Source organism: Alteromonas antoniana (assembly GCF_019249295.1).
Taxonomy (GTDB): domain Bacteria; phylum Pseudomonadota; class Gammaproteobacteria; order Enterobacterales; family Alteromonadaceae; genus Alteromonas; species Alteromonas antoniana.
In genome coordinates this window covers 91057-107531 of sequence record NZ_JAESDH010000014.1, presented here as the reverse complement: position 1 = coordinate 107531, position 16475 = coordinate 91057, and the positions used below count along the sequence as shown (strand labels likewise).

The 16475-nt window shown below is 50.7% G+C and carries 17 protein-coding genes; 5 read left to right on the top strand and 12 right to left on the bottom strand.

Annotated features, from left to right (window positions below; genetic code table 11):
• Nucleotides 1-16: 16 nt before the first annotated feature.
• The 3 genes from JKP77_RS13010 to JKP77_RS13000 form a co-directional block, all read right to left on the bottom strand.
• Nucleotides 17-499, bottom strand: coding sequence for a GAF domain-containing protein (locus JKP77_RS13010; RefSeq protein WP_218311668.1), 483 nt, complete (start codon nucleotides 497-499; stop codon nucleotides 17-19).
• 236 nt (nucleotides 500-735) lie between these two features.
• Complete coding sequence (locus tag JKP77_RS13005; protein WP_218311667.1) at nucleotides 736-1725, bottom strand: glycosyl transferase family protein; 990 nt, start codon at nucleotides 1723-1725, stop codon at nucleotides 736-738.
• Nucleotides 1726-1936: 211 nt separating this feature from the next.
• Complete coding sequence (locus JKP77_RS13000) at nucleotides 1937-3502, bottom strand: SulP family inorganic anion transporter (RefSeq protein ID WP_218311666.1); 1566 nt, start codon at nucleotides 3500-3502, stop codon at nucleotides 1937-1939.
• A gap of 110 nt (nucleotides 3503-3612) precedes the next feature.
• On the opposite strand from JKP77_RS13000, the gene JKP77_RS12995 reads away from it, so the two are divergent.
• Together JKP77_RS12995 and JKP77_RS12990 are read left to right on the top strand one after the other, a co-directional pair.
• Complete coding sequence (locus JKP77_RS12995; protein ID WP_218311665.1) at nucleotides 3613-4743, top strand: tetratricopeptide repeat protein; 1131 nt, start codon at nucleotides 3613-3615, stop codon at nucleotides 4741-4743.
• A gap of 235 nt (nucleotides 4744-4978) precedes the next feature.
• On the top strand, nucleotides 4979-5266 hold the full coding sequence (locus tag JKP77_RS12990; protein WP_218311664.1) for a hypothetical protein: 288 nt from the start codon (nucleotides 4979-4981) through the stop codon (nucleotides 5264-5266).
• 64 nt (nucleotides 5267-5330) lie between these two features.
• On the opposite strand, the gene JKP77_RS12985 is transcribed toward JKP77_RS12990, so the two are convergent.
• Complete coding sequence (locus JKP77_RS12985) at nucleotides 5331-5888, bottom strand: nucleotidyltransferase family protein (RefSeq protein ID WP_218311663.1); 558 nt, start codon at nucleotides 5886-5888, stop codon at nucleotides 5331-5333.
• 60 nt (nucleotides 5889-5948) lie between these two features.
• Nucleotides 5949-6623: a phosphatase PAP2 family protein gene (locus JKP77_RS12980; RefSeq protein ID WP_218311662.1), complete on the bottom strand. Its 675-nt coding sequence runs from the start codon at nucleotides 6621-6623 to the stop codon at nucleotides 5949-5951.
• Nucleotides 6624-6820: 197 nt separating this feature from the next.
• On the opposite strand from JKP77_RS12980, the gene JKP77_RS12975 reads away from it, so the two are divergent.
• Nucleotides 6821-7765 (top strand): AEC family transporter, encoded by a 945-nt coding sequence (locus JKP77_RS12975; protein ID WP_218311661.1) that lies wholly within the window; start codon nucleotides 6821-6823, stop codon nucleotides 7763-7765.
• 23 nt (nucleotides 7766-7788) lie between these two features.
• Here the strand turns inward: JKP77_RS12975 and JKP77_RS12970 are convergent, their stop codons facing one another.
• The 4 genes from JKP77_RS12970 to JKP77_RS12955 all read right to left on the bottom strand — a co-directional run bounded on the left by JKP77_RS12970 (nucleotide 7789) and on the right by JKP77_RS12955 (nucleotide 10544).
• A complete protein-coding gene (locus JKP77_RS12970) occupies nucleotides 7789-8664 on the bottom strand; it encodes a carbohydrate porin (RefSeq protein ID WP_218311660.1) in 876 nt (291 codons plus the stop codon).
• Nucleotides 8665-8949: 285 nt separating this feature from the next.
• Nucleotides 8950-9378 carry a DUF2177 family protein gene (locus tag JKP77_RS12965; protein WP_218311659.1) on the bottom strand — a complete coding sequence of 143 codons (429 nt, stop codon included), beginning with the start codon at nucleotides 9376-9378 and terminating at the stop codon, nucleotides 8950-8952.
• A 189-nt stretch (nucleotides 9379-9567) separates the two neighbouring features.
• Nucleotides 9568-9891: a BolA family protein gene (locus tag JKP77_RS12960; RefSeq protein WP_218311658.1), complete on the bottom strand. Its 324-nt coding sequence runs from the start codon at nucleotides 9889-9891 to the stop codon at nucleotides 9568-9570.
• 23 nt (nucleotides 9892-9914) lie between these two features.
• The gene (locus tag JKP77_RS12955; protein ID WP_218311657.1) at nucleotides 9915-10544 is read right to left on the bottom strand and encodes an alpha-ketoglutarate-dependent dioxygenase AlkB family protein; all 630 of its coding nucleotides are present in this window, start codon (nucleotides 10542-10544) and stop codon (nucleotides 9915-9917) included.
• Nucleotides 10545-10581: 37 nt separating this feature from the next.
• Here JKP77_RS12955 and JKP77_RS12950 point away from each other — a divergent pair, with 37 nt between their 5' ends.
• Both JKP77_RS12950 and JKP77_RS12945 read left to right on the top strand, forming a co-directional pair.
• Nucleotides 10582-11769, top strand: a complete 1188-nt coding sequence (locus tag JKP77_RS12950) for a methyltransferase (protein ID WP_218311656.1) — start codon at nucleotides 10582-10584, stop codon at nucleotides 11767-11769.
• 9 nt (nucleotides 11770-11778) lie between these two features.
• Nucleotides 11779-12375, top strand: a complete 597-nt coding sequence (locus tag JKP77_RS12945) for a peptidylprolyl isomerase (protein ID WP_218311655.1) — start codon at nucleotides 11779-11781, stop codon at nucleotides 12373-12375.
• 134 nt (nucleotides 12376-12509) lie between these two features.
• Here JKP77_RS12945 and JKP77_RS12940 read toward each other — a convergent pair whose 3' ends face one another.
• The 3 genes from JKP77_RS12940 to JKP77_RS12930 all read right to left on the bottom strand — a co-directional run bounded on the left by JKP77_RS12940 (nucleotide 12510) and on the right by JKP77_RS12930 (nucleotide 16427).
• Nucleotides 12510-13016, bottom strand: a complete 507-nt coding sequence (locus JKP77_RS12940; protein ID WP_218311654.1) for a GNAT family N-acetyltransferase — start codon at nucleotides 13014-13016, stop codon at nucleotides 12510-12512.
• Nucleotides 13013-13642 (bottom strand): gamma-glutamylcyclotransferase family protein, encoded by a 630-nt coding sequence (locus JKP77_RS12935; RefSeq protein ID WP_218311653.1) that lies wholly within the window; start codon nucleotides 13640-13642, stop codon nucleotides 13013-13015. Before JKP77_RS12935 ends, JKP77_RS12940 begins: the two co-directional genes overlap by 4 nt.
• Before the next feature lie 271 nt (nucleotides 13643-13913).
• On the bottom strand, nucleotides 13914-16427 hold the full coding sequence (locus JKP77_RS12930; RefSeq protein ID WP_218311652.1) for a TonB-dependent receptor: 2514 nt from the start codon (nucleotides 16425-16427) through the stop codon (nucleotides 13914-13916).
• Nucleotides 16428-16475 lie beyond the last annotated feature (48 nt).

Below are 16475 nucleotides of genomic sequence, written 5' to 3'. Positions count from 1 at the left end.
TCGGCCCCCACCTAAATTACTCCTCGTGGAACTCGCGTTCGGCCAGTTTTCCTAAATGCTGAAGCATGGAGATATCTTCTTTGCTAAAGGTTCTGGCACTGGCGAACAAGACACATAAAGTGCCAATTTCATACCCCTCTGGCGAACGCAAAATAACGCCTGCGTAAGCCCTGATATAGGGCTCACCTTTTACCAGCGGATTGTTGGCAAACCGATCATCCTGCAACGCGTCAGGTACCAATAAATAAGCCTCTTCAGCAATAGCATAAGTGCAGAATGAAATATTCCGGGGCGTTTCGTTTACGTCCAGGCCTTGCTTAGATTTAAACCACTGTCGGTCTTCGGCCACCAGCGAAATCAGTGCAGATTTACTGTTAAAGTAATCCTGTGCCGCACTGGTAATCGCATCAAAGCGAGCTTCAGGGGGCGTGTCCAGGATCTGTAAATCAATTAATGACTGAAGCCTGGCAACTTCATGGGGCAATTGAGGGTAACTCACATCGTATCCTTGAAAAAGTCAGTGATTAACACCGCTATATGGAAAAACAACAGTGTAGCGCTATGAATGTAGTGCTGTTTCTGTTTGATATAACGAAACGCGTTATGAGGAGGTGACGTGCGAGTATAGGGGCAAAGGAGCGATTTACAAAATGCTATTTAATTACATTTTTTTAGCGCGCGGGTGAATGCCTTATTCGGGTTTCAATGTTACGTAGAGTGGACCAATAACGACCTTCAGAGAAAAGGCAACGTACTGGTATCGCGCTTCTCCCACATGGCTTTCGCCTGACTCATGGCAGTCTCTACCGGTAAAGACTGAGTGAAAACTAACAGGCTTGCGAGAGTTGCCAGGATCGCCTGATTGCCATAAGCATGAGTCGATTCACCGCGCCATACCGCTAACAGAGTTTGCACGTCCATCGCTTTGTCTTTGAGTGCCCACCGCGATGATGACTCCGGAAACGGCACCAGCTCGGTGTGGCCGCGTCGCGTTATCAGCAAGTCTGTGGGCCGCTCCGCATTGACTTCCGGATCGCCGCCATCCCCACGAAAACAGAGTGAATCATACTCAGGAAAGGCCTCATTAACCCGGCAATGCTTGTAATCCAGATGCATGTGATACACCCCTTGCACGGCAAAGGGCGCAAGAGAGGGGTTTAACAACCGCGCCAGCGTATTGGCGCAGGATCGCAGACCAAACCACTCACGCAATTTTATCAATTCATTCAGCGGTGCAAGAAGTTCGCCCAGATCAAGGTATGCCGCCTGGTGCCGGGCTATATGCGTTTTTGCTTCAGTTGCGCTGCCAGCGAGCGGCAACCCTAACGCTGGCAGCACCTTGCTGGCATAAAGCCTGCCCGAGCCTGGCTCATGGGCACCATGCAGCAGTACAGGGCCAGCGGATTTCGCCAGCAGCGCGACTGCGAGCAGATACCAAGGCAGTTGTCTGCGCTTGCCCGCGTAGCAACCGATATCCACATTCACGTTCAGATTTTGGAAATCATCACGAATCAGCGAGCGGCAGGCCCGCAAAAAGCCCGTCACTTCTGCCGGGGTCTCTTCCTGCGTGCGCAGCAGCATCAGAAATGCACCACGCTGCTCAGCCGTTACCTCGTCGCGCAACAGCATTCCCATAGCATCAAACGCTTCCTGCTCGGTCAGGCTGCGGCTGCCTTTCTTGCCCTTGCCAATAATTTTGATGTAGTTGCTGAACGGGTGCGACATAAAAAAGATAATCAATACTAAACATTGCGGATTTACTGAAGTGTAACGCACGCAATGGCTGCCTGTCAGGCACAAAAAAGCCCGGATGCATTGGCTATCCGGGCTTTCGTTTTCGGCAAAGACGACTACCCTTCCCTGCGAACCCTATCTGGCAATTGCCAGCTTCAGGGCCCGCGGAGGATTACAGACTTAGTCGCATTTTCTTCGGACCTTATGCCAGTTCGTCGGTAGCAACCCGATAGCGCGGATCTTCATTAACGTTCATTTCAACGAACTTGCCTGCTTTACGCAGCAACCCGCGACACTCCGAGCTGATGTGGCGTATATGCAGCTTCTTACCCTGCTCTTCATATTTGTCAGCCAGTGTATCCAAGGCATCAATGCCGGATGAATCCCAGATACGTGAATTCTGGAAATCGATAACGACATCTTCAGGATCGTTTGCGATATCGAAAAGATCCTTGAAATGCGTCACTGAACCGAAGAACAACGGACCTTCAAGGTCGTAGACTTTCCAGCCGTCGCTATCAATGTGGCTTTTCACTTCAATATGACGTGCATGTTTCCAGGCAAATACCAGTGCCGAGACAATCACACCAACCACAACCGCTATCGCCAGGTCGGCAATTACGGTAACCGCCGTAACCAAAAACAGCACAAATGCATCTTCTTTATTTACACCACGCACGATGCGGAATGACGCCCATTCGAAGGTCGCAATGACCACTACGAACATCACGCCCACCAGCGCCGCCAGAGGGATCATCTCAATCAGCGGTGCCGCAAACAGAATAAAGCCGAGTAACACCAGTGCCGCCGTGATCCCAGACAAGCGTCCACGACCACCGGAATTGATGTTAATCATGCTCTGCCCAATCATGGCACACCCCCCCATACCTCCGAAGAAGCCGTTTACAGTATTTGCCACGCCCTGACCAATACATTCTTTATTCCCGCGACCGCGGGTATCTGTCATCTCGTCAATCAGCGTCAACGTCAGCAGGGATTCAATCAAACCTACCAAACACAGAATCACCGCAGTAGGCAGGATAATCATGAAGGTCTCCCAGGTGAACGGCACCATAGGGATCGCAAAGCCAGGCAGCTCGCCAGCCAGTGTAGCGGTATCTTTCTGATCCGCTGGCAACAGGTCTCTCACAAAGTCGATGACGGTGCGCGCTTCCAGATCCAGACCATGTACCAGTAAGGTCACGCTTACTATGGCCACCAATGAGGCAGGAACCGCTGTTGTCAGCTTGGGTAGCAGATAGATTATCGCCATCGTCATGGCAACCAGCCCCAGCATCCAGTAGAGCATGGTGCCTTGCATCCACTGCAGTTCCCCCATGGCGTTTACCACTTTAAACTGACCTAACTGCGCAAGAAAAATAACGATAGCAAGGCCATTTACAAATCCTAGCATTACCGGATAGGGAACCAGCCGGATAAACTTACCCAGCCGGAATATGCCACACAGAATCTGCAGCACCCCGGCGAGTAATACCGCAGCAAACAGATACTGCACGCCGTGTTCAGCAACCAGCGCTACCATAACGACAGCCATCGCGCCCGTCGCGCCGGAAATCATTCCCGGCCGACCACCGATAGCAGAGGTAATCAACCCCATGATAAATGCCGCATACAGGCCAATCATGGGTTCTACGCCCGCCACGAAAGCAAACGCTACCGCCTCAGGCACTAACGCGAGCGCAACGGTAATTCCCGACAGCACGTCATTTTTTACATTGCTGTCGCGATTGGTAATGATGTCAAACATGTATTTCCAATTCTGTTGATGGTTAAAAAACGGTCGGCGATTCTATCACCATCGCTAATGAAAATCTTTTAACAGTTTGTTAATCTGATAAAAAAATAGCAGGGAATGCCATGAAAATCTGGCCCGTATTGTTGTCAGCACTGCTCCTGAGTATCGCGACTTTTGCCGAGTCAAAAACCGACACACTGACACTTCACCATGACAGTATAGATGCTCCGCTTCACTTCACCGTTTATCTGCCTGACAATTATGATGCTAAGGCTAAGCGCCGATACAACTTATTATTCGACTATCATCCCCTTGCAGGACGATACCTTGAAGGGCTGCAATTCTGGTTAAGCCACAACGGCAATTCCCCCTGGCCGTCAACCATCATCGTGACACCCGCACCGGGAAACCGCAGCGGTATGCTGTTCGCGCCGGACCAGAAAGCAACGCCACTGGCTGACTTTATCGCCGACAGTCTGTTACCGGCGATAGAACAAAAGTACCCGCTGACAGGCTTTCGGATTTTTAATGGTTTCAGAGATAACGGCACTATTGGTCTGTCAATGCTGGTAAATCATCCGCAGTCCTTTCAGGCTTACTTTATCAGCTGTCCGGAGGTACAAAATAACTTCAATAACGTGATGTCAGATATCACCGACAAGGCTAATCACATTCCCCCCTATCGCTATGTACTGTTGAGCTGTGCCGATGATCATGTCAAGACCGCGCATACTATCGATGATATTAAGACACTTCATGAGCTGCTGACAGACATTAAGCCACTAAACACCCGATATTATGACCTTTCAGGCCACGCTTTTATGAGCTTTCCGGTCCGCTCACTGCTGGACGGACTGGAGTGGGTGTTTGACGAGGCAAATAACGGTCTGCCCGGCGATACTGAAATAAGTCAGCGAGGCGTGGCCGCAATAATTGATGCCGTAGCAACACTTTCAGAGGACAAGTACGGCTTTCCTGTATCGCCCTTCCTCAGCCTGCAAAACCGGGGAAACTGGCTGCTGGATAACGGCCAGACTGACGATGCACTGCGCTTTTTTACCGAGGTAGCCTCACGTTTTCCCGACGACGCATACAGCTGGTATAACCTTGCCCGGGCGCAGCGGCAGGCAGACAAACTGGATAAGGCAATTGCTTCACAACAACAGGCGGTTAAGCTGGCCAAAGAAAACCGCCGTACCTGGCACGTTAAGAAAATGCAGGCATTTCTGATGACACTGCAATCCGGTAAATGAGCGAACTGTCATACATGACGTTGTTTCAGGGGGAGCCATTTCGTTTCAGGGGTACAGCCACCCTGAGTCGGCGGGCAGATGAGGCTCGCCAACGCCCCCGTTCTGCGGTTTTTAGCCACCGTTTTTTGAAAGCCCCTTCGTACTGCGGTAACATGGCGGTTTGAAATCGGGCTAGCATAAGCAAAGCTTACCCCGCATTGTTTCGAATTTATCCGTAAACGCTAACGAGGTTGTCGTGGTCCCATATTTACTTACCGGGTTGTCTGTTTTAGTGGCAGGCATCATTCACTGGAATGCGCCACGCACTTTCTGGAAAGCCACACTAATGTCAACGGCGGTTATCCTGCTATTGTCCGTTGCGGCGCTGTATATTTTCCAGGCCTCTGGCATGCTCACCGCGCCAAAGTCCGGAGAGGAACCAGACCTCACCAGTTATCTGATGTACATCACGGCGCTGGTATCTTTTTTCGGTCTGCTGGTATCGGTTTTTGTCGGCTGGTTTTTGCAGGTGGTGAGAACCTGAATCTGTCTCGGCTGATGCGTCTGTCGCAACAATATGGCCCTACATTCTTTTGCCCGGATAACCTCTACACTGGTCTCGTAAATATCAAACGAGGCCATCGCTTTGACCAGCGTTTGCTTTCAATACGTTTTTTGTACGCTTCCGGCCGTGGTACTTCCGGATTCATCCTCACCTGACAAGACCAGTTTTCTCCCAGCCCAAAAGGTGCGGTAAAGGTCAGCGTTTCATCGTCATTGAGCCTGACACCAACGCAGGTTGGTACTTCAACCCAGTGCGCAATGGCATGCGCAGTATTTTTATAGGGCGGGCTGCCATACTTTTCATGCATTCTGGCCTGATTTCGGATTTCCCACTCCACAGGAAGGCATTGGTGCGCCTTTGCTTCCAACGCGCTGTCCCGGGAGGGTGTTTTATCTGCGCTATCGAAATAAACCAGATCTATATCATTTAGCGGCGTTGGGTCTGAGTGCTGATGGCAGGCGTCCCATATGGCATTACGAAGGAAGCCGGCACCGATAAACCAGTCAGGCAATTGCAGTGAACGCGCTACGCGTAAACACGCCATTCTGTGCTTATCGTTTGCCAGCAAAGCCGCAGTTTGTTGCTCCCAGGACAGAGTCATTTTTCCTCCGGTATCACGTTCATTCACTGTTCTATATTGGAGCACAACATGATCACTGTGCTACAGCTTCTCTTTTATAGACAACCGCTTCGCCAGATAATAAAACAATAGTGCCCAGAATCCACCCGCGCACCATCCGGCAACGACGTCTGAAGGCCAGTGTACCCCAAGATATACCCGGCTGGAGCCGACCCAAAGTGCCAGAAAGCCTGCACAGATATATAACAACAATTTTACTGATCGTCGGGTCTGTGTCTGAGACAGCAATGCTGCCAGCGTAAAATAAACCAATGTCGACATCATCGCGTGTGCGGAAGGAAAGCTAGCGGTATAGACCATTGTGCCGTGAGAAACAAGGTCGGGGCGGGGCCTGTCTATGCCATGCTTAAGTGAAAATGCCACAACAAAGCCAGTGACAATCGACGTAATAAGAAGGACAGCCAGCCTGCGCTGCCTGACCAAAAACAGGTAAACTACAGACACCAGAACAAGAAAAAACAAAATCCAGTTGCTGCCCAAAGCAGTAACATCACGCATCATTTCTTCCAGCCAGGTAGGGCCGAGTGGATTGTTTAAATCGTTGGGATCCCGCAGCAGCAGTAAGATACTCCGATCCAGTTGCACGGTTTCTGTGGTACTGATGACAATGGCCAACTCGATAAACAGCCACGCTAATCCACAAAGTACTCCCAGCAAAATGACATGTTTCAGATTCAGATTTATACGCGATAACATTTCTCTTCACCCTGATAGTGGCGCGACACAAATTTTCAATGTCGCGTTTCCCTTTTCAATTTATTCGCGCAAATGAAGAAATTGTTCACTTATTCCGGTAAGTTATCGTTAAACGGCACACATAGCCGATGATATGTCGTGATGCTATCTACCTGTGTCGGAAGTTTCAGTTGCTAGAGAGTGTTGACCTGATTTCAATGAATACCGAAACATTATTCTTCGCTGTTAATGTAACCGGCCCGGTACTGGTGCTGCTGGCAACCGGTTACCTGCTGTTTCGCGCGGGATTGCTCAACGAAGCGTTTGTTACATCCGGTTCAAAGCTGGTGTTTAATGTCGCGTTGCCAGCCCTGTTATTCCTGTCTATCAGTCAGGCAGATTTCTCCCTAACCGCCAATCCTGAGTTACTTGCAGCAACTCTGCTTTCCACCCTGTTGTTTTTCATTGCACTGACACTCGTTGCGCATAAAACTGTGCAACCTGAAGCCGCTCGCGGCGTCGTCGTCCAGGGTGGCTTTCGTGCCAATATGGGCATCATCGGACTGGCCTACTGCGATAACCTCTATGGTACTGAGGGGCTGGCACTGGCTGCCGTGGTGCTTGGCGTAGTGACGCCGCTGTTTAACGTCTTATCCGTTTTTGTGCTTAACTTTTATCTACCGGCGAAACGCTCCCCCATGCAGCACGTGCTGGGAATGATCACCAATCCGCTGATCATCTCTATTTTGCTGGCTATGCCCATCTCCTACTGGCAAATTCCGTTACCAGAGTTCGCGGTGAAAACCGGTAATTACTTTGCACAACTGACATTACCGCTGGCATTATTGTGCACCGGAGCCTCGCTGGAGTTTCGCGCGGTGGGTGGCAATGCCAGAAATATTGCATTTAGCACAGTTAGTAAATGCTTACTTTACCCATTAGTGATTACACTGACTTGTTATATGCTCGGGTATCGGGACATGGCGTTAGGTGTGGTCTATCTGCTTTGTGTCGCCCCCACCGCGGCTGTCAGCTATGTGATGACGAAAGGCGTTGGCGGGGATGCCCGTCTGGCGGCAAGTATCATTGTAATAACCACAGTGTTTTCACTGCCCGTGACCGTAGCGGGCTATGGCCTTCTTGTGTATTCCGGGGCGTTGTAACTGACGGACTCTGGCAGTGGCAGTTAAAAGGTCAGCGCAAGACGCAGCGTACTTACCCACACATTGCGGTCATCACCGGCCGGTGACATCACATACTGAAGATCCGGTTTTACCGAGACAGACTCATTAAGAACAAATTTAACGAAAACTTCGGCAACGGTCTCCCAGCGCTTTTGTGAATCTACCAGGTCGCTGAGCCTGACCGCGGTAACGCCAACGCCAATCTGTGCTTTCTTCTGAAACAAAAAGTGATCTGTGGTAACACCAGCTCCCACATGTTGGGACATTTCGGTTAACCGTTCATCCGTGTAGCCGTACTGTGCATAATAGCGAAGTGGTAAACTTGCCGAGTGCCCCTCCAGTAACGCATACCACCCTTCACTGCCGCTATCGACAGTTCCGTCCAGCCTCGTCAGATCACCGGTATGATGCCAGCCACCAGCTTTCACTGTGAAATTGTCAGCCCGATATTGCCACTCCGCCATATAAAACAAGTCGGAAAAATCATCATTGTCAGCACCGGCACTAACGGCACCGGAAAGCGATTGCTGCGAGGTTATATTCTGCTCGTACACCAGTGATAGTGCAGGCTCCGGGTAGGTCGGGATCGTGAAAATTGTCGGGCTTATTCCCATGGAGGAATTCAGGAATTCGCTGGCATTATCCGCGTAGGCAAACCTGGTATTCAGATCCATCTGTCCCACCGTCACTCTTCCATCGAGTGATGCAATCTCATAGCTCAGCCAGTATTCGTAAAGTCTAGCGAATTTTTCAGCATCAATATTCGAGGCTACCTGAATATCGCCGATTTGGGTGGATGCGTTCCTGCCTTCCAGCATCTGACCACTGATGTAGTAATCCAGGGCGCCTTTCTTGCCGGACAATGAAACAGTGATCAACCCGCGCGTGATCCATTCGTCCTCGTCATTACGGGATTCAAAATACGAGGTTTCTACAATGGTGCTGACACCCAGTTCAGCCCCCTGAGCCTGTGAAAAGGGTAACAGGCAGAGAGCGCTGCCACCTGCCTCTGTTAATGCTGGGCAGCAAAATGCAGTTGAACGGATAACAGACTCCAGTATTACTTAAAAGTGATTACACCTTTTTTTGTGATACTGCAGGCGCCTGCCTTTTGATCATTTAAAAGAGTCTTGCCTTCACTCCCGTCTACATCCGTTACAGCGTCAACCGCCTCTTTTCAAACGGAATCCTGCCCAGCCCGCCATAGCGCATAGCCCGGTAACCACGATCCCCCAACACCAGTCAACCAGTGCGAGAGTAAGTGAAAATCCGTCAATCAGGCTGTAGTTGGTCAGGTTGTAGGTACCATAAGCTGCCAGTCCGAGTAATGCTCCATCAATACCTGCGTAATACAGCGGCTTATCACGATTGGCGACTACCGCGAGAACGAAAATAACACCTCCATACAGCAGGTAAAATACCGCCCAGGGCCAGGTGATAACCTGTTCACGTAACAGTGATTGCATTTCGGCGCGATACCAGTCGCCCGCTATCACCCCCAGCCAGATACCATCTAACACGGCAAAACTGAGTAAAATGGCAAGCATGGCCACGACGATATTAGAAGCGAAGCGGATAATATTGGCGAGCATGAGGTTTTTATGTAGTAAGAAATGTGTGCGTTATAGTGTGCACGTGCAGCAGAGAATTGACAATCACCAAAAGGCAGCCCGAACTCCCCCGCCTATTCCGCTGAAATTCATCAAGGGGAAGCCGGCTCAATACTATGTCGCGCCACAGTAAATTCTGGCAAGACTGAGCCTGACGCCAGTGAGTGCCGCTTAACGATTATCGAATTTGCTACCGCCTAAACAGGCAGGAGATTCATTAAACGTCCCGCCACGGGCTTCCCACTCTTGCGCTGTATAGGTGTGCAGCGCCAGCGCGTGCACTGGTCCCTGCAGCGCTTCAGCAAGTAAAGTGTTCACCTCGCGATGACGGGCGATGAGGCGATTGCCTTCAAACTGCGCAGAAACAATCGTTACCTTAAAGTGACTTTGTGCGCCGTCCGGCACATTATGCATGTGACTCTCGTCCTGAACATCCAGAAGCTGGGGCGTTAGTGCGTCTGTCAGTGTGGACTCGATAAAAGCTTTTACATTCATTTGCCAACCTCGCAGGTGTGCGCTTAGCGCGGATAAAGAAATCGAAACGTGAGGTTAATTCTACCATCAACCGGCTTTTGGGTCTTTGCAATACCATGGACATAATGCGACTGGGTGGTTCCCGCCATTACCAGTAAACTGCCGTGCTCCAACACGTGGGTGTATCGTTTGCCAGTCTCACGGTGTTTAAAAATAAACGGGCGCGCCTCGCCTAACGTTACCGAGGCAATCGTCGGTGTTGGCCCAAGTTCCGGCTCATCATCTGCATGCAGGCTCATGCTGTCCTGCCCATGACGGTACCAGTTTGCCAGAACGCTGTTAAAGGGCGTCGACAGCGTCGCTTCGCATCGCTGCCTGATTTCGGACAATGCCGGTGTCCACGGATTTGGGGTCATCGTTAATCCGGAATAAGTGTACGCACAGTCGGGATCCCCATGCCAGGACTGAAGCCTTGGAATTTTTACCGCCTTACCAAACAGTTTAATGGTATCCTGTGACCAGGGGAGCTCAGTTTCCAGCCGATGCCGGAAGTTGCTGGCCTCAGAACCTGCCAGCCATGATGGATAATAGTGCACACTGGCTTCCGGCAGGGCCAGGTTTATGGGCTCGTTACCACGACTATCCTGATCATCCCCGAATAAAGAAAACTGCACAGCGACTCCCCAAGGTATTAAGCAATAACGACAGACAATGAACAATACGCATTTTTCACACGCAGGGCGAAGTTTCAACCTTATCCGCTATCCTGCCAATCACCAGCACAAAAGTTTACAGGCATGGGACAGCGCCGATGAACTGATCATGTCTCATTGTGACGATACGCTACTCGACGACGTCCGGCTCATGATTTTTAACGACGACTTTGGGGCTCTTGGGTGTTGGTATGCGCATAACCAGCCCGTTTGGATCTCCGACTCCTGGATTGCCCATCGTTCACTTGAGGAAAACCTTAACGCCAACGGGCTTACCTGTGAAACCGGTGACGAAAACCGGGTAACAGCACCGGTCACGGCACTCACCAGTGTGGATAAGCTCCCAGGCGTGCCGACCACGGTGATAATGAAAATTCCAAGAACGCTGGCGTTGCTGGAGCAACAGTTGTCTGACTTACGTGACTGCGTTGATGCAAACACACAAATTGTTGCCGCAGGGAAAGTGAAAGCCGTCACAAAGTCCGTGCTGGCATTGTTTGAAAAGTATTTAGGCCCAACCACCACCTCGCTGGCGAAGAAGAAATCACGGCTGATATTCTGCACACCGTCGACGCCGCTACCTAAGGTACAAGCGTCTGCGTTCCCTACCCGCTGGTCAGCAAAACTGGCCACGGGGCAAACCATCTCGGTGGTAAACCATGCGAATGTGTTTTCCCGTCAGTCGCTGGATATCGGCGCCCGCTTTATGCTTGAACATATGCGAGTGGAGAATACCGACAGCGTGATTGATTTAGGCTGTGGTAACGGCATCCTCGGGCTAAACGCGCTGTCGATGGCACCGGAATGTCGGGTCACCTTCGTGGATGAATCCTTTATGGCACTGGCATCGGCACGCCAGAATGTATCAGACAACTTCCCGGATCAACTCTCGCAATGCCGTTTTGAGCCCAGCAACTGCCTGGAAGCACTGCTACATCAGCCAGATGCCCAGGCTTACACCAAGGTTTTGTGTAACCCGCCGTTTCATCAGCAGAATACCATCACCGATCATATCGCCTGGCAAATGTTCCATGACTCGCGGGAATTGCTGGTCACGGGAGGCCATTTGATAGTGGTAGCAAACCGTCACCTCGATTATCACGTAAAGCTCAAACGACTATTTGGTGGCGTGAAGGTACTTGCAAGCCAGCAGAAATTCGTTATTTTGAGTGCAGCCAAACGATAAGGAACTTTTATGATTCGATTACTGATTGCCGCGTTGTTGCTTGTGTCAGCCAGCGTTTCGGCGAAAGACAAGCAAGATGGCTCGCATGTGCAGCCAGATAATTATTATCCCCGCGTGAAAATGGAAACCACCATGGGTGACATCGTGGTTGAACTGGACCGCCGGCGCGCGCCCATTACGGTGAACAACTTTTTACGCTATGTCGATAAACAGGCATTTAATGGCACCATCTTTCATCGTGTGGTTCCGGGATTCGTCGTTCAGGGCGGCGGCTACACGCCGGAGTTCGATGAGAAATCCAAATTTCCGGAAATTTTTAATGAGTCAGGCAATGGTCTGAAAAATGAAATTCACACTATTGCGATGGCGCGTCAGAACGATCCACACACTGCTAACCGTCAGTTCTTTTTCAACGTGAATAGCAATACCAGCCTGGATCCCGGTCGGGAATGGGGGTATGCCGTGTTTGGTATGATTGTGGAAGGCGGTGATATTGTCGATAAAATGTCAGAAGTAGAAACCGAATATTCGCTGCGCCTGAATGCGCCGAATGTGCCGGTAGAACCGATTATCCTCGAAAAAGTGACATTGCTGCCGCCATTTTAATCTTGCGCGGTCAATACCAGCATGTAGCAGACAGTCATGACACAGCCCTTACCAGTGGGCTGTGTTGCACTATCAGTATGTGTTTTTCCCAGCCGAAGCTATGCGCTTAAGTCTCCTCGCGCGATATGGCCGGGCTACTCCTCCGGCAAATCCCGCCAGTACAGATACTCCTGCTTGCCGTTATGACAAATGGTGCCGATACGGGTAAAACCTGCGGAGATAAGAATGCGCTGAGACGCCTTATTGTCCAGGTGCGTCATCGCCGTGATCCGAGAACTGAGTTTATTTTCACATGCCCAGGCACACAGTGCCTTTACCGCGCCTTTGATGATGCCTTTCCCTCGCGCTTCTGGTAACAATGCAAAGCCTAAGTCTGGCCAGTCAAAGCTGTCACGAGTGACAAAGCCACACATTCCAAATGCCTGATCGTGCTGGGTGTCTTCCACCGCCAGCAGCCCGAAACCGTTGGTCTCCCAGCTTTTGTTACACTGCATGATGTACTGTTTTGCCGAGTCTAAATCGGTAACGCCACGATCTCCGATAAAACGCTGCCACAAGGCGTCGTTGTTTAATCTGAGTACCCAGTCTGCATCATCCTGATGCAGGCGGCGTAAACGGATATGTCCTGATTGAATCATCATAAATATGCCTCCATTAATGCATCGATACGCGCACAAACTGATTTTGGAACACGCCCGGCTCGTGGATACACCGGATCATGCCGGTCATTACTGCGTGGATGTTCCCACAGCGAAGTGGTTTTTATAAATTTCACAGCTTCGTCTTCGCCGCCATGTTCTATACACCCGGCCATGCAGGTATCGATGTAAGTCTGGCTCACCGGAAAATCCGGATCAGCGGGCTGTTGCAACAAGGTTTCGCAAATCCAAAGCGATTTGCGCTCCAGCCAGGGAAAGAGCAACGTACTGGCCGCTTCCGTCAGGTCGAGTTCAAGATCCGCAGTACTTACGCTCACGAACTGATAATCGCGCTCACGTTCGGCCAGACCAGGATCCATCTTACTGGGAAGTAACTGGGCATTCAGCTGCGCATTGCTGTCAGGCACCGCGCCAACGTAAGTCTGCTTTTCGGCTTCACTACGCGTAAGCCAGGCACGGGCAAAGCCCTTTACCGTCGCCGGGATGCCATCATGAGGAATGGCAGAAAAACGTTGTCGGCTGTCAGTATTCATCAAACTGCCATAACCGAGCACAATGTGCTGCTCATCAATGTCCGCCATCCAGCTTTTGATAGTTGCTACGTCCATAGCGTCCTTCGCCTGCGTTGAAATAGTAGAGCCTACAAGGGTTATCGGTGAGACGCAAAGCCGTTTGTCGAGTGCGCTTCAACGTCACATATCTGCAGGTAATATCAATCACACAGCATCGCGGATGGGTAGAACGGTGGCTCGGTGAATCACTGGAAGTGGAGAAAAGACAATATTTGGCAGACATAAAAAAATGCAGCTTGCCGATGAGAACAAACTGCATTTTACAGAACACTTTACGGGCTGAACGTTGTCAGCCGCTCACGATTAGTCAGAAGTAAGCGCGTACGCCCAGCGTCAGGTTACGACCCGGCAACGGCGCTTTGTCTTTAAGGAATGAGGTATGAACCCGCGCTTCCTCGTCAGTCAGGTTATTGCCTTTTGCGAACACCACCCAGTCGATACCTGTATGGTTAAATTCGTACTGAATGCTTGCATCAATCAGGGTATAGCCGTCCGTGACGGTTTCATATGCAGCCAGTTGGTCTTGCTCATCATGCCAGGTAGCACCGAATGATGCGCTGAGACCATCGTTAACATAACTGAACTCCGATCCGATTCGCATTGGCGGGATGCGCGGCAGGTTGTCACCATCCACTTCTGCGTTGATCAGATCAGAAAACACGGTCACACGCCACTGGTCATTCAAATCATAATACGCTTCCGCTTCCATCCCCCAGATATCGGCATCAGCCTGCTGGAAGTAGAATACTGGCACTCCCTCTTCGCTATGATCACTATGCTCCTCCTCACCAACGACCTCATCTTCGTGCTCGTCGTGATCTTCATGTGCTTCACTCAGCGCTGTTAAGCCAGTTGCACTCTGGTAGATATAATCATCGGCCTGATTGTAGAAGAACGAGACAGAGTAACCCCAGTCACCGGTGAACTTTCTGAATGTCAGATCAATGTTCGTGCTGACTTCTTTTTCCACATTTCGTAGCGATTCGCTGATTTCACCATCGTCATCCATGTCAAATACCAGTCCGACTTCGAAGGTTTCCGTCGCCAGATGCTGTCCCGCAGCAAACAGCTCCTGCAGGCTTGGGGCGCGTTCGCTTCGAGACAGCGTCAGCGCGATTGCCTGTCCCGTCACATATTCCCAGTTAAAGCCTGCAGATAGTGAGGTTGCCGTGAAACCGTACGTATCGAAGTCGTAAGTGTGCAATTCCTCCTCATGATCATCTTCACCATGCTCTTCTTCATGATCGTGATCACTGTGATCTACATGCAAATCAACGACAGTATCTGCCGCATCATATTCCGTGCGCTCAATGCGTCCGCCCAGTTCCAGCGTTACATTGCCGATATTACGCTGCTCAACCAGATACAGTGCGTAACTGTTTGAGTCGGTTGCGGGCGTAAACGCTTCTTCACCGACGGCTTCATACTCGGCGTCATTTAGCTGCAGGCCAAGAACGCCGTGCCAGCCGGCCACTTCTTCATGAGACACAGAAAAGCGGATATCACTGGACTTATTAGTAAATACGGTGCCGATTTCGTCGCCTTCAATTTCCGCATGCTCGTAATCGGTATATGCTGCAGCAAATTTGGCATTAGTAATGAACGCTATTGGCGAATGCCATTCACCCGCCATCTGGTAACGCGTCATGTCAACATCCAGCATTACGCCGTCGTCGCCATGCTCTTCGTGATCAAGCTCGTCGTGTTCCTCGTCCTCATGATCTTCATCTTCGTGGCCATGCGCGTGAGAGTGTCCGGGAACACCGTAAAGGTTATCCAGTTTTTCGACAGAAAAACCGAAGTAGCCTTCATCTTCTACCCATGATAACCCGGCAACGAAATCCGTCGTTTCCATACTGCTGTTTTCCAGCGTGCCTTTAGGTTCGTCCTCATCCGGTTCCAGCGAGGCATAACCGGGAATGTCTACATTCTCAGTGTCACGTGAGTAAGCATCAAAATGATAGGCCAGTTTTCCCTGATTACCGGTAACGTCAACCTTGCCGTACTTTCCTTCGTCCACCTTGCTATAGCTGACTTCCGCTTCGCCTTCTACGCCATAGGGCAACTCGCGTGGGATCCGGTTATCCACTACGTTCACAACACCACCAATGGCGCCGCTCCCGAACTGCAGTGTGGCCGGGCCGCGCAATACTTCTACCTGCGTCGCACTTGACGTGTTGCTGGCAACGTTATGATCAGGACCAACACGTGAGACATCGGATACGTCCAGGCCATTTTGTACAATCTTTACACGTGGACCATTGTTACCGCGAATGATCGGACTACTGGATACCGGACCAAAATACGTACTATGCACACCCGGAGTCTGCTTTAAGGTTTCCCCCAGCGTAGGCTGTTGAATTCTTTTGAGCTTCTCAGCCCCAATCACGGTAACTGGCGTTACCGACTCCAGCACCGAGGTTTCCATGGCGGTGGCTGTAACCACGATATTTTCTACCGACGCTGGCTCCAGCACAAAGTCTACCTGCTGATTCCCAGACACATCGCCAAGATCTTTATCACCGTGTATATGTCGGTTGCTGTAAACATGAAGGTGGATATGGGAAAGCGGCACATCTGCTAATGTGTACTCACCCTGCTCATTGGTATAAGCCGTCTTGCGAGAGCCTTCAACCTCAATGCGCGCCCCCGATACGGGGCTACCGTCAATTGCAGTGACTCTTCCGGTGATGGTAACTGGCGTACTGGCGATTGCTCCGGCCAGCCCGGAATGTGTAACCTGGCTGCTATGAGCAAGCGCAACTGGGCTGGCGGAACACGCAGCAGCCACCGTGAGTGCAAGTAGCGAATGTCTGAACATGGTTATCTCTTATCGGTTATCAATATTCATTATGTGATGTTATAACAT

Coding starts and splice junctions, on each gene's coding strand:
- JKP77_RS13005 (WP_218311667.1), bottom strand. CDS start 1,725: ATGTCGCACCCGTTCAGCAACTACATCAAAATTATTGGCAAGGGCAAG.
- JKP77_RS13000 (WP_218311666.1), bottom strand. CDS start 3,502: ATGTTTGACATCATTACCAATCGCGACAGCAATGTAAAAAATGACGTG.
- JKP77_RS12995 (WP_218311665.1), top strand. CDS start 3,613: ATGAAAATCTGGCCCGTATTGTTGTCAGCACTGCTCCTGAGTATCGCG.
- JKP77_RS12985 (WP_218311663.1), bottom strand. CDS start 5,888: ATGACTCTGTCCTGGGAGCAACAAACTGCGGCTTTGCTGGCAAACGAT.
- JKP77_RS12980 (WP_218311662.1), bottom strand. CDS start 6,623: ATGTTATCGCGTATAAATCTGAATCTGAAACATGTCATTTTGCTGGGA.
- JKP77_RS12975 (WP_218311661.1), top strand. CDS start 6,821: ATGAATACCGAAACATTATTCTTCGCTGTTAATGTAACCGGCCCGGTA.
- JKP77_RS12965 (WP_218311659.1), bottom strand. CDS start 9,378: ATGCTCGCCAATATTATCCGCTTCGCTTCTAATATCGTCGTGGCCATG.
- JKP77_RS12960 (WP_218311658.1), bottom strand. CDS start 9,891: ATGAATGTAAAAGCTTTTATCGAGTCCACACTGACAGACGCACTAACG.
- JKP77_RS12950 (WP_218311656.1), top strand. CDS start 10,582: ATGAACAATACGCATTTTTCACACGCAGGGCGAAGTTTCAACCTTATC.
- JKP77_RS12945 (WP_218311655.1), top strand. CDS start 11,779: ATGATTCGATTACTGATTGCCGCGTTGTTGCTTGTGTCAGCCAGCGTT.
- JKP77_RS12940 (WP_218311654.1), bottom strand. CDS start 13,016: ATGATGATTCAATCAGGACATATCCGTTTACGCCGCCTGCATCAGGAT.
- JKP77_RS12935 (WP_218311653.1), bottom strand. CDS start 13,642: ATGGACGTAGCAACTATCAAAAGCTGGATGGCGGACATTGATGAGCAG.
- JKP77_RS12930 (WP_218311652.1), bottom strand. CDS start 16,427: ATGTTCAGACATTCGCTACTTGCACTCACGGTGGCTGCTGCGTGTTCC.